The 13,397-nt window shown below is 41.4% G+C and carries 6 protein-coding genes; 5 read left to right on the forward strand and 1 reads right to left on the reverse strand.

Annotated features, from left to right (window positions below; genetic code table 11):
• The 4 genes from AC1DPQ_RS04320 to AC1DPQ_RS04335 all read left to right on the forward strand — a co-directional run.
• Positions 1-1,637 (forward strand): transferrin receptor-like dimerization domain-containing protein (locus AC1DPQ_RS04320; protein ID WP_477608099.1); only part of this gene is annotated, 1,637 nt, incomplete at its 5' end.
• Between the two features lie 15 nt (positions 1,638-1,652).
• Positions 1,653-4,664, forward strand: a complete 3,012-nt coding sequence (locus AC1DPQ_RS04325; protein WP_477608101.1) for a SusC/RagA family TonB-linked outer membrane protein — start codon at positions 1,653-1,655, stop codon at positions 4,662-4,664.
• Between the two features lie 10 nt (positions 4,665-4,674).
• Positions 4,675-6,207 carry a RagB/SusD family nutrient uptake outer membrane protein gene (locus AC1DPQ_RS04330; protein WP_477608102.1) on the forward strand — a complete coding sequence of 511 codons (1,533 nt, stop codon included), beginning with the start codon at positions 4,675-4,677 and terminating at the stop codon, positions 6,205-6,207.
• A 35-nt stretch (positions 6,208-6,242) separates the two neighbouring features.
• Positions 6,243-6,797: a peroxiredoxin family protein gene (locus AC1DPQ_RS04335; RefSeq protein WP_477580528.1), complete on the forward strand. Its 555-nt coding sequence runs from the start codon at positions 6,243-6,245 to the stop codon at positions 6,795-6,797.
• Positions 6,798-7,043: 246 nt separating this feature from the next.
• Here the strand turns inward: AC1DPQ_RS04335 and AC1DPQ_RS04340 are convergent, their stop codons facing one another.
• A complete protein-coding gene (locus AC1DPQ_RS04340) occupies positions 7,044-10,109 on the reverse strand; it encodes a beta-L-arabinofuranosidase domain-containing protein (RefSeq protein WP_477580530.1) in 3,066 nt (1,021 codons plus the stop codon).
• A 412-nt stretch (positions 10,110-10,521) separates the two neighbouring features.
• Here AC1DPQ_RS04340 and AC1DPQ_RS04345 point away from each other — a divergent pair.
• On the forward strand, positions 10,522-13,397 hold a 2,876-nt coding region (locus tag AC1DPQ_RS04345), incomplete at its 3' end, for a family 43 glycosylhydrolase (RefSeq protein WP_477608104.1).

A 13,397-nucleotide genomic window follows, 5' to 3' on the forward strand; every position in this document is an offset into this window, starting at 1 on the left:
GTGCGGTGGGCTGTATCATTTATTCGGACCCAAAAGATGACGGCTTTGTGAAAGGAGATGTATATCCGCAAGGCGCCTACAAGCCAGAATTTGCTGTTCAACGGGGATCGGTAATGGATATGGTAATTTATCCCGGTGATCCATTAACACCCGGAATCGGTTCTACCAAGAATGCCAAAAGGTTGGAGCGGGCAGATGCCAAAACGATTCTTAAAATTCCGGTTCAGCCCATTAGTTATCACGATGCTTTGCCATTGCTTGCTGCACTTAAAGGTGAGGTGGTACCTACCGATTGGAGCGGTGGCTTGCCCGTTACCTATCACATTGGCGATGGAAGTACCGTGGTCCGTTTAAACCTGGCTTTTAACTGGGATATTGTGCCAGCATACAATGTTGTAGCAAAACTTGAGGGAAGTAAATTTAAAAATCAGTGGATTATACGTGGTAATCATCACGATGCCTGGGTAAATGGCGCTGCAGATCCGGTAAGTGGGCTGGCCTCCCTTTTGGAAGAAGCAAAATCTATCGGAAAATTGGCAAAGGCAGGTATAAAACCTAAACGAACACTTGTTTATATTGCCTGGGATGGAGAAGAACAATCGCTTTTAGGTTCAACAGAATGGGTAGAAGACCATGCAGACGAGTTAAACAGTAAAGCGGTTGCCTACATCAATTCGGATGGCAATGGCCGTGGCTTTTTGGAAGCTGGCGGTTCCCATGCTTTAGAAAATTTTGTTTCAGAAATTTCGAAAGATGTAAAAGACCCTCAGGTTGGTTCTAATATTTTTGAGCGGTGGAAAGCCAATAAAACCATTTCTACAGCCTCGCTTACCGACCGTAAGAAAATACAAGATAGCCAAACACTCGATCTGGGCGCGCTCGGCACAGGATCAGATTATTCAGCGTTTTTGCAGCACCTCGGCATCCCTACTTTAAGCCTTGGTTTTGGCGGGGAAGATGAAGGAGGAGAGTACCATACCAATTTCGATACTTACGACAACTTTGTGAAGTTTAAAGATCCRGGTTTTGAATACGGATTGGCCTTATCGCAAACGGCTGGCCGGGCGGTATTACGTTTGGCCAATGCAGATGTACTTCCATTTAATTTTTCTAATCTTCAGGCTAAAATAGCGACTTATGTTACTGAAGTAAACGCTTTGGCAAAACAGCTTAGGGAAGGTGCTCAAAGCCAGAATAAGCTCGTTTTAAGTGGTGCTTATCAGCTCGCCAACGATCCTAAAGAAAACTTGAAAAATCCTCCTGTACAGGTTGAATTACCAGAGTTTGATTTTAAAGCACTGAACTTAGCAGTAGATAGTTTAAAAACTGCATCATCAAAACTTGATCAGATCGTATCTGCTGCACTCGCTTCGGATACTAAAACTGATCAACTCAATACCTTACTTTTTCAGGCTGAAAAACAATTGCTTCTACAAGCAGGTTTACCTGGGCGTCCGTGGTATAGGCATAGCATTTATGCCCCTGGTCTGTACACCGGCTATGGCGTTAAAACCCTTCCCGGTGTGAGAGAAGCCATTGAGCAGTACCATACAAAAGATGTACAGGTACAAATTCTCGTGTTAACAACTTCAATCTCAAAACTCACTCAATTTCTCAACCAGACCAATCATCCTTAATTATAATCCATAAAAATGAAACTATTTTTTACCCATTTAATAGTCTGCTTTGTTTTGCTTAGCAGTTTGCAGGCTTTTGCTCAAAATACCATTCGCGGTAAGATCACCGACAGTAAAGATAAGCAAGCACTTATTGGCGCTACCATAAAATTAAAAGGTACCAAAATCGGCACCAGCACCAATGGTAAAGGAGAATTTAATTTAAACTTATCTCAAAAAGCTGATAGTATCATCATCCATTTTCAGGGCTATTTAGAACAGGTTGTAGCTATCAATAACCGATCAGAAATTAATGTGGAATTGAAAGAAGATGTCCATCTTTTAGCTGATGTGGTGGTTACGGGCGTTGCAGAAGGTACCAGTCGCAAAAAGTTGACCTTTGCCCTAACAAAAGTGAATAACGATCAGATTAATACCGTTCCGGCTACAGATGCCTCTCAAACTTTAAGAGGAAAGGTTGCAGGGATCCAGATCAGTCAATCTTCTGGTAATTCGGGGGCAACGGTTTATCTGCGCGGCGCTAAATCGGTATCGGGCAATATTGCGCCGCTTTTGGTAGTGGATGGGTTTGTAACCGCATTAAACCTGTCTGACTTAAATCCGCAGGATATAGAATCGATTGAAGTGGTTAAAGGCGCAGCGGCTTCGGCCCTTTATGGTACCAGGGGTGAAGGCGGAATTATCCAGGTGCTCACCAAAAAAGGAAAAGGTACCGGAAAGGTGAATATTATTGTCGATAATGAATTTGGCTTAAGCAATGTGCAAAATACGCCGCCAACTTCTCAGTTTCATCATTTTAAGGTTAATTCCGATGGTTCATTCGTGCTTAACGGCAACGCCAGGACCATCGATGTACAAACTAACGGTTATTCCCTTAACCTTCACCCATACCCAAATGTATACGATAATGTGGCTAACATGTTAAACAACAATCCATATTTTACAAATTTTGTTTCGGCATCAACTGCGGGCGATAAATATACTTTGTATGCATCTTTTCAAAATCAATATAAAGGCGGAGTTGCAGAACCTGTGGGTGCCGATAAAAGACAAACAGCCTTGTTTAATTTTGGCTATAAACCGGATAAAAACTTAGAGATTAACCTAAGCCTGCAATACTTTAACAACAAAACGCCTTCTTCTTCCATATCATCAAGTGGTAGCGGCTCCTTGTTATATGCTACTTCACTATACGAACCTTTTATCAATCTTCAGGAACGCGATGCCTCAGGGAAATATGCCTTTAAACCCTATGGTTTTGATATACAGAACTTCAATGTGAACAATCCTTTTTACCAGTTGAGTTACCGTGAATATGAAAATAACAGCGATAATTTACTTGCTGGTATAAAAGTGAAATACCAGTTTACCGATAAGTTGAATGCGGAGGTATATACTTCCATACAGAATGAAAATTACAATGAAACGGATTACTACCCGATTGGCTTTCAGACGATTTCTGCCGACATTACCCGTAACAATGGTTATTATGGCGAACAGACATCAAAAACCACTTCCAAAAACGGTCAGGCCCAGCTAAACTATAATAATAAATTTAACGATTTCGACTTCGGGGCAACGTTAAAGGCGGTATACGAAGAAAACAGGATTACTTCATTATCTGGTTCTGGCTATAACCTGAGTGCACCTGTTAAAAGTTTAGCTGCGGCATCAGCTGATAGTRGAAGTATTGGCTCTACCTGGGAACAAACAGTTAACTACGGTTACTTTTTAAACCTGAAAGCAGCTTGGAAGGAAAAGATTTTTATAGATGTATTGGGCCGCCTGGATAACAGTTCGAGGTTTGGTGCTGATGTTGGAACAGCGTTTTTCCCAAGGGTATCTACTGCATATCGGTTAACAGAAGATGTGAAGTTGGGTATCATTAACGAATTAAAATTGAGGGTAGCCTATGGCAAGGCCGGAAGTTTGCCTCCATTTGGTGCTAAGGATAGTCAGGTTTCCTTATCCAGTTCTGGCGGCGTAAGCTATAATCAACGTGAAAATACAGATCTGAAAAGGGCTATTACCTCCGAACTCGAATTTGGTATTGACGCGCAGTTGTTTAAACGCATTAATGTTCAGGCCAATTATGCGTTTTCAAAAAGTATAAACGATTTTATCCTGGTGCCGGCTTTTCCTCCAACTACAGGTTCGGCAAGGATTTATGGGAATTTGGGTGCAGTAAAATCGAATTCGCTCGAGCTCGAAATTAACGGCAACGTAGTTACCAAAAATGCCTTTACCTGGAACACCGGAATTACCTTTAGCAGAATTAGAAGTAAAATAACCTCATTGGGTGATGTACCAGAGTTTACCGATGGCGATTTTAGAAAAGCACCTGGAGTAAGCCCTTTTGCCTTTTATGGTTATAGTGTGCTCACTGGTCTCGATCAATTGGAAACCAATGCGCAGGGGCTGGTTACCAATGCAGCAGGTGGAATTTACAAGCTGAGCGATTTTGCTGTTAACCAATTGGGGTTTGTGGTTTTGAAAAGCCAGCAAGGTACGGCAGCTGAAACACCATTGTTGTACCAAAATGCAGCTACTGGTAATTCGAAAATTATTGGAGATGCACAGCCCGATTTTATTGTCGGTTTTTCAAATACTTTCAATATCGGCCCTTTATCGCTATATGCGGTGTTGGATTGGAAAAAAGGTGGCCAGAAATATAATGAAACCCAACAGTATCTTACTTATCAATACCGTTCCCCATTTTCTGATCAGGCGGCGCAGGCAGGTTTGCCACTTGCCTTTACTACAGCGGTTTTTAATGCCCAGCAAACCACCGATTACTGGTTGCAGAACAGCAGCTACGTATCGCTAAGAGAAGTTTCGTTAAGCTACAAACTGCCGCTAAAAGCTATTGGGATAAACCGGGTACTAAGTAATGCCAGACTTGCATTAGTTGGCCGTAACCTATACACCTGGACATCCTTTACCGGAGTAACGCCAGAAGGCAATCAGGATTTTTACGATTATCCAACCTACCGCATTTACAGCGCAAAACTTACGCTAAACTTTTAACGAACAGAAAATGAAAAATATATTCTATATATCACTTATTGCCTTAAGCCTTAGCGCCTGCAAAAAAACAGATTTCGATAATCCAACAACGCTGACGAATCAGGAAGCCATCGATCAGATAAAAGATCTCGGGCTTAAACTCACAACAAGTAGCGTTCAAACTATTTTTAGCACCTCAACAAGTGCATCTGGCACGCATTTTAGTCTTTTAGCCGATCAGACAACCAATACCAACGGAAATTCTTCCTGGTGGGATTTTGCGAACGAACCGCGTCTACGACTCAATAACAATACTTCTTACCGTGGTGCAGTTACCTGGAATACTTTTTACAATAACTTTTATCAGGCCAATTTAGATGCCACGCTGGCATTGGATATTATTGAAAAGCAGGGTAAAAAGATTTACGATACACAGGGTACAGATAGAACGCAGGATTRCCTTGTTGCGGCCTATTATGCCAAAGGAATAGCACAAGGCTATCTTGGTGTTATTTTCGACCGTGGTATTATTGTGGATGACGTGAACTTGAGCACGAAAGACTTTCCGGATTCTTACAAGGCCTTAATTGCCAATGGAATCAAGCTGATTGATAAATCTATAACACTGGCTGAAGCGAATACACAGTTTAAATTCGATTTCCTCAGCGGAAAAACATTCAGTAAAGCCGACTTTATTAAACTGGCCAATTCAATGGCTGCAAGGATTTTATCATCTGAGGCCCGTGATAAGACCGAAGCAGAAAAAATTGGCGATGAACAATGGAATAAAGTATTGGCCTACGCCGAAAAAGGATTTACCACCGATTTTGTGATCACCACGGTAACAGGGGGGTATTACAATCAGTTATTGACCAATTTGTTACAGCGCAATTCAGATGGTTCTGGTTGGTTGCCACCAGATCTTAAAATTGCCTATTTGGCCGATAAAACCGGAAATACCCCTAAATTTTACCCTTTAACCGGAATATTACCCAACATTAGCAGCAACGATAAACGTTTTGATAGTTATTTTGGATACACCACAAGTTTTGGAATATTTATCGAATCGCGTGGGCGTGGGCTTTTTACCAATTGGTACCGAAAAAGATGGTATAATACAGCCAACACGTTAAACTCACCTGGTGCGGTTAATCCTTATTTCCTGGCGGAAGAGATCAGGTTACTAAAGGCTGAATCCAAATTTTGGCTGAAGGATTATGCTGGCGCAGCTGCCATACTAAATGATCCGGCCGCTGTAAGAAAAGCCATAGGAACGCTTCCTGATGTTGCCGCAAACCAGGCTGATTTGAGAAAACAGTTGCATTATGAATATGCCATTGAAATAGATGGCGCTGGTGGTGCATTTCTGCCATTTACCTTTATGCGCAGGAACAATTTACTCGTAGGCGGTACGCCAACTGAATATCCTTTGCCGCAACTCCAGCTCGATCTGGTAAAACAACCCGTTTATACTTTTGGTAGCAACGCCTACTTCGGCGAAAAAGGAAAATATGGCGAAGTAGCCACCGCACTTGATGAAGGCTGGAAAGCCGCTGAAAAATAATTTAGACAACATTATAACTCTTTAAACTTATCATTATGAAAATTAAACTATTAACCTTAGCCGCAGTTTTGCTTACACTTAGTGGATTTGCGCAACAACCAAAATTCGAAAACCCCAATGCCGATAGCAGAGGCTATCTGGTAAAAGTAGGAGATAAAGCCCCTGATGATTTTGAACTGGTACTCCATGATGGTAAGAAAACCACATTAAAAGAATTAAAAGGAAAAATTGTCATTCTACAGTTCACCGCTGCATGGTGTAAGGTATGCAGAGAAGAAATGCCTTATTTAGAAAAGGACATCTGGCAGGCCTATAAAAATAAAGATGTGGTATTGATCGGTGTTGATCGGGATGAACCATTAGATGTGGTACAGAAATTTCACAAAGACATGAATATCACTTATCCATTGGCCCTAGATCCCGGCGCTAAAATTTTCCAGAAATTTGCCGATAAAAAAGCCGGTGTAACACGTAACGTAGTGATCGACCGGGATGGTTACATCAGATTTTTAACCAGATTATATGATAAAGAAGAATTTAGTCTTCTGGTCAAAAATGTTAAAGAATTAACTGAAAGGGCAAGTAAGTAAAGATTTTGTTTGCTTTGTGAGAGGCTGTTTCTTCAAAAAGAACACAGCCTCTTCTCTTTTTTATCCAAAAGATATGAAAATGAGATAATCATCTGGTAGCGATAAATGATTAAAACCATAGGAGAGATTGAATTTTTATAAATCAATACTCCAGCACAAACAAAATTCCTATACTGGAATTTTACAATGTGAAAAACATTAAGTGTGACCTATGGGGCCATTCTTCAGCTATTAGCGCAACAGTGCTTATTTTAATGTAACATCCAGGTAAACAGAATGACGCCCATATGTTTCGTAAAATGGTTTGAAAACAACATCATCAATAGTGAACTGTAAAGATTGTGGATCACCCTTGATTGATTTGCCAATATCTTTGGCATCCAAGGTTACTTTACGCCAATCTTTTCTGGCTTCTGGTTCCTGCGCTGCCAACAATACCGGTCCGTAAAACAAACTGGCAATGTTCTGCTGATCCATAACCGGATCGAGGTGGAATTGGAATGGCATCTTTAAATCCACAATATCGCCATTTTTCCAGGTACGGCTTATCTTTAGGTAACTGCCTGGCTCAGCCTGAAACTTTTGTTCTTTCCCGTTGATCTTTACAAAGAATCCTTTGGTGGCCCAGCCTGGCACACGCACATTGAGATCAAATTTTCCGCTGCCCTTAATTGTGAGGCGGGTGTGGTCTTCTTTTGGGAAATTTGTTGTCTGTTCTACCCTAATCTGGCGTTCTGTCCATGTTAGTATTGAGGGAATGTACAGGTTCACATAAAGCGCCTGGTTATCTTTACTTTTAAAGTAAATTGAATTTTGTAATTTGGTGCTGCTCTCTATCGCAGTGCCGTTACAGCAGGTAAAACCTGTCATATCCGCATTGCCAAATTGTTTAACAGATCCTGGTCTGAGTGGTACATGATAAGTATTGGCAGGACTGTTCAGGGCAACAGATGCCAGGATATGATTGTATAAGCCACGCTCATAATAATCCATCAGCTCTGCCCGCTGATCGAATAGAAAAAGGTCTCCGGTCAGTTTTAGCATATTATAGGTGGCACAGGTTTCATTCTGCCCTCCTTCAGAGAAGCCATTTTCGTACAAGGTAGCTGGCTGCGCAATAAAACACTCCGCATTGGCAGGGTTACGGGCACCTGCAACGCCTCCGATACTATACATGTAATCGTCTACCATTTTGTGCCAGAAGTTATCCGCTATACTGTAATATTCAGGTTTATTGGATACCCTGTACATTTCGATACTCCCTACAATTTGGGGTATGTGCTGATTAGCATGCAGTCCACGGAAAATATCTACGTTTTTGGCCAGCCCATGCGAATGTACTGTATCACCAAAGAAAACCTTTATATTATCAAATAATTGTGCTGTTTTTAGGTATTTCGGATCATTTGTAATCTGGTATAAACGGGCCATTACATCATTCATGCCCCCGTACTCTCCGGCGATGTAAGTATTCCACATCCTGATAAGCGTTTCCTGAGGCAGCTGGCTTAAGCGGGTATATACCCAGTCACTCATGTCAGTAGCTATTTTAAGTGATTTTTTATTGCCACTTACCTCATATACGTCTATTAAGCCAGCCAAAATTTTATGCAAGGTATAATATGGGGCCCAAACCTGGTTTTTCTGTCCTCCATATTTCGCTCCGTTTTCCAACATGATAAACTGATCGGGAGGATAGGCGCTGATGAATCCTTTTCCCCAGTTCCAATAATCTGTACGGATGCCCGATGCACTAAGGTCAGAATCATAATCTGATTTACCGGGGCCATGCGGCACAGCGCTCGGATCAGATACCGAGGTGGAATCTGAATTTTTAGGGTTCCCTGATAATTGCGATAGTTCATAGAGTGTATTGATCATATACTCCATTTTTTTTGAGAAATTGGCCTGCAGTGCCTTGTCATATCCGGTACCAGCATAGGCCTGGGCAATTGCCGAAAGGTAGTGGCCTGTGGCATGCCCCCTTAATTTGGTATCTTCACTGTCCCATACCCCCAGAGGTTTTGCTCCTTCGGGTTGTTTCTGGCCAAAAGCTTGGCGGAACATGTAGAGGAAAGAGTTAGGGGCGGTTTTAGCTAATGTTTTGATAAATTTATCACGGTTTTCGATAAATTTGGTTGCATGGCCATGAACATCCGTTTGTAGAGAAACCCTGTTTAAAGCAAATGGTTCTAGCTTTAAGGCTGGCGAGGCTGATTTTTTAAGCGCTTTTATGGTTACAAATGCTTTAGGTTGAAAAGACGTTCCCGCAACACGCCCGGTAACGGTGTAACTTCCAGGTTTCAAGACCGTGCTATTATCAGTTGGAGAAGGCCACAACACACGTACTTTTGGACCTTTCATCTTATTCTTGTAGGTGCCCGGTACATAACTGGGTAACCGTGGTAAATTTCCTACTTCTGTTTCCACCTGAATATCTGATACATGGGCTAAATAAGTATTGTAAAGCTGTGGAGTGCCTGAAGAAAACTTTGGGAGATCATCTTCACGCTTACCTACATTTACCGCACTTTCCTGATTACCTCTTTGGGCATTGCGATAAATTCCGGCAACCTGCCCCGCACTTAACGGAACCCGGTAAATACGGAAATCATGTATCATGGCATTCAGATAAGGATCTCCCGGTACTAGCGATTTTCCGATATACAACAGGTTTTTTGCCCCTGATTGCTGATCGAATACCATTGTTAACTCCAGGGGGATGTGCTTAGCTTCGGCCACAGGCTTGCTATTCACATAGGTCACCATAGATTTTGATGGAATATCTATCACAATGGTAATATAGATCCATTTATTCAGTTCTAAAGCAGGAGAAACCGCTGTGTTTTTATTGTTTTCCTTTGCCGTGATCGATGTCTGGAAACCTTCCTGAGCATTTGTTCCAACAGGGGCCACAAAAAAATGTTTGGTTACGTCCTTCCCGAAATCAAAAAACCGCTGGCCGGGCTGCTTAGAACGGAGGTATATCCATCCTGATATGCTGAGCGATTCTATATCTGTTAATACTTCTCCTGGAATTGTGACAAAGGAATTGTTATCCCCAGAGAGCGACAAAACCTTTCCAAATCGGCTGTCGTTGATAAATTTGACTCCGTCGCCCTGAAATTTTGCATGAAAATTATTTCGAGACCAGTCTTTGGCATCTCCATTAAAGATATAACGCGCACTCATTCCTGTTTCGCCGATCCCGTCTAATATCTGATCTCCATTTTGTGCATTGGCAGAAGTGATACCCATGGCTAAAATAGTTGGGAACAGTATGGTACGCAAGAATACTTTGTATATTTTCATGTTTAAATCATTTTATCAATAAGACCCTTCTTAGATCTGTTTATATCAAGATATTTTATACCCGGATCTTTTACTAAGCGCAAATGAATTTAAAGAATATTGAATAAAAACAATCCTTAAAATTCATCGATAAAACTATGAAGAAGCCCTGTGTTTTTATGCTTCTTTTTTATCTGATAGCTACTAGATTTTAACAAGTACCCCGCCGTACAACAAAGATTGGGGTGCTTGGTTAAAATAATAATGTTATGCATCAATATACAACGGAAATCTAGATGACGCTTCATTTATATTTACATCCTGATCAATCAACTCTGGTTTTTATAGGTCGGGATATCAACAATTAATTATGAAAAACATTTATCTAAACCTCTTCGTTTTTTTTCTCTTATGTAGCGCTTTCCAACCTATAATGGCGCAATCTCGGCATTTGACGAAGGGGCAGGGCAATCCTGTTATACCAGGTTATTTTGCAGATCCAACGGTTAAAAAATTTGGAGATACTTTTTATATTTATGCAACAACCGATGGCAATGGAGGCGGATTTGGACCATCGCAGGTATGGACGTCAAAAGATTTTGTGAACTGGACCATGCAGGATATGAACTGGCCAACAACCCATCATTACTGGGCACCGGATGCAACACAGGGTCCTGATGGAAAGTATTATCTATATTACTGTCAGCCCGTTGAAATATTTGGTGCATCTTCAGCAACGCCAGTTGGCCCATGGACATCCCTTTTGGCACCCGGAAAACCAATAGTTTCAAATTTTATGGTACCCAAGGTGATCACACTTGATGGGCAGACTTTTAAAGATGACGATGGTAAGTATTATATGTATTGGGGTACCTGGGGCATTTATCCGGGCCATGGTTGCGGTGTTGGCTTATTGAATGACGACATGAAGTCCTTTTCAAAACTTGCTCAGATTCCAAATACCGATGCAAAAGACTTTTTCGAGGCTCCATTTGTATTTAAAAGAAATGGAATCTACTATCTTACTTATTCATCCGGTTATTGCGAAGATGGAACTTACAGGGTACAGTATGCCACTGCAAGCAACCCGATGGGACCTTTTAAGTATGCCGCGGATAATCCAATCCTTGCCACAAATGGCGATGGAACGGTGCACGGACCAGGGCATCAGTCTGTTCTGCAGCAGGGAGATGATTTTTACCTGGTTTATCACCGGCATAATAACCCACACAACGACGGTGGCTATCACAGGCAGGTAGCGGCAGATAAAATGATCTTCGATGAGAAAGGAAATATACTGAAGCTGGTGCCTACACATTCCGGAATCGGCTATTTGGCAAAAAATGCGAATCCGCATCCAAATCTGGCGCTGGGCAAAACTGCTGTGGCCTCTTCAGCTTATGATCAGGATTTTAAATCAGAATTTGCATTCGATGATAATAACGGAACTTTATGGAAAGCCAAAAACAATATCGGCCCCTCATGGATCCAAGTTGATTTAGGCCGAGTCTATGATGTTAAAAGTGTACATACTCAATTTGAATATGCAACCTGGTACTATCAATACAAAATCGAATATTCGCTCGATGGCAAAACATGGGGACTGTACATTGATAAGAGTAAAAACACCCAACATGGAAGTCCAATGGTCGATTTTGGGAACATTAAGGCCAGATATCTGCGTACAACAATTTTACGGACAGAATATCCGGGCCTAAATAAGGCGATATGGAACATTAAGGTTTTCGACAATGCCGAATATAATCCAGTGATGAACACCAACATCAAAAAAAGGGAATCTTTGCAACATTTTGAACCGAAGGGACTGTTGGTGGATCTGAACTTTGATCACCTTCGGATAGGATCAATAGCAGCTCATGTTCAAAATAATGGAAAATTGGGCGGTGTGTTTTCTGCTAACGGAACAAACAAGCCAGTTACTTCAATGATAGGTGGAAAAAAAGCTTTGGTTTTCTCTGGCACCGAGCGCCTGTCGTCATCCGTTCGTGCGCCTTCATCTATGCTGGGGAATAGCAGTTATAGCGTGAGTATGTGGGTGCTGAACCCAGAGATTAATAAAGAAGAAACCATCATTTCATGGACAGGACGGGGTGGTGTTGATTTAAGCAATGCTGCGGTAGGTTATGGGAATAGTAAAGGTGCAGGCGCTGCCACCCATCTTGGCTGGGCAAATTTAGGATATAGGAATTTACCCAAAGCAAATGAGTGGCATGTGATTACCATGGTTTTTGATGGGACAATGGAGCGTATATATGTTGATGGAAAATTGGATAGGGCAGAAAGAAGAATGCTTTTCGTAAATAATCTTACCAGGTTTCTTGTTGGCGGAAATGATGATGGAACTTCAGGGTTTTCTGGTGCGCTGGCCGCTTTGAAAATTTATGATATCCCATTAACCGATACAGAGATTAAAGCAGCTTATACAAAAGGCATAACTAACCATACGGTTCTGTACGCAGCTGCAAAAAACCTTGAATATGGGGATTTAGCAAGCTGGCCCAATAATGGGGCAGCTTTGGGAGAACTGACGTGCAAGGGGAATGTGGAAGTTGCCGATATTAATGGAAAAACAGCTGCTGTATTGGCCAATGGTAGTAAAATCCTTATGAGAGGTAACATTACAAAAGAGGTCGGTTTTTCAAAACCATTTAGTGCTGTTTTTTCTCTTTTACCTGCTGTTGGTTCAAAAACAGATCTGTTTTTTGGTAAAGGAAATAAAGCCGTAAGGATAGTGGGTAATGGAAAATGGCAACAGTTAATCTGTTCTTTTTCTCAGGGCAAGTTCGAGGTATTTATCAATGGTAAACCGGCCAGTTATGCACTGGTACCTAATAATCAAAGAGACCAGCGTATTTTGATTGAATCTTCTGGCGGAAGACCAGGTGCCACAACAGCAATATCATCAATTTCAATATACAATTATGGTCTTGATTATAGTGCTTGCTTAAAAGAATTTAATTTTTGGAAACAAACCTTGGGCACAGGCAACTTAAAAGCATCATTTGCCTCAAAACCATCGGCAGTTACACCAGGTATGGTTTATATGGCGGCGGATAAACCTGAACTGCCAGGCAATGATCTCGAATATCTTTTTAAAAATGATAAAGATAACGAAGATGCGAAATGGTTACGGTCATCAGATTATATGGATTTTTCGGTCCTTCCACAAAGCAGTTATCGTTATACGGTGAAAATCAGGGATAATTTTGGAAATGTTACCCAAACATCTCTTCCGTTTGCTGTTAGAACAGATTCTTCACAATTTGTGATCAGAAAACAGGGTGGGGC

The organism is Pedobacter sp. 01T416_2, assembly GCF_056398925.1.